Raw genomic sequence first — 562 nt, 5'->3', positions numbered from 1 at the left:
GCGCCAATGCCAGTGTGATTTTTTCATTTTCATCTTGCTCCCCCGCTTCTTCTTCGGCGAAGAAAAGCAAACCCGATATCACTGTTTTTCCGACGATCACGGTTTCAGGGGCAGACGATGAACGTAACATCTGTTTGCGTTCACCGGTATCTCGATAATTCATTGACGGAAGTTTTGGCTTAAAGATAAGCGAACCTGCGACTTGAACCGCGACGCCTGCTGCCATCAGCGCCATGCCTATCGCTGAGGTGACGCCTCCGGTAAATAGCCCCGCAATCATTAAGCCCGCACCCACGACTTTTGAAATTAATCCACCACTTCCCCCCATTATTCCACTCTCCACGCTTTGATTGGGTTAATCTGCACCGGCTTCACACCTTGTGGGGTTACGCCCCAATAATGCCCCGCCCAGACCACGGCTAAACTGTCACCGTCCTCACCTTTAAACAGAACGAGGTCACCACGCTGAACACACTCGATCTCAATGGATTTGAAATAGCGTGAAACGGCTTTATCTAATGTGCCAAATTTGGATTTGATCAGATTGAAGGCTTCAGCTTTG

At 49.3% G+C, this 562-nt stretch carries 1 protein-coding gene and 1 pseudogene; both read right to left on the bottom strand.

Features of this window, described 5'->3' with window-relative positions:
• Positions 1-328: pseudogene (locus ACNART_RS17895) on the bottom strand (phage tail protein); the annotation flags it as partial.
• A partial coding sequence (locus tag ACNART_RS17890; RefSeq protein ID WP_416303687.1) for a DUF6950 family protein occupies positions 328-562 on the bottom strand: 235 nt, incomplete at its 5' end. The gene ACNART_RS17890 and the pseudogene ACNART_RS17895, both read right to left, overlap by 1 nt.

The sequence above is a fragment of the Proteus sp. LHD240705 genome, from assembly GCF_047921555.1.
In the GTDB taxonomy this organism is placed as follows: Bacteria; Pseudomonadota; Gammaproteobacteria; order Enterobacterales; family Enterobacteriaceae; genus Proteus.
This window is presented reverse-complemented; position numbering and strand designations above follow the sequence as displayed.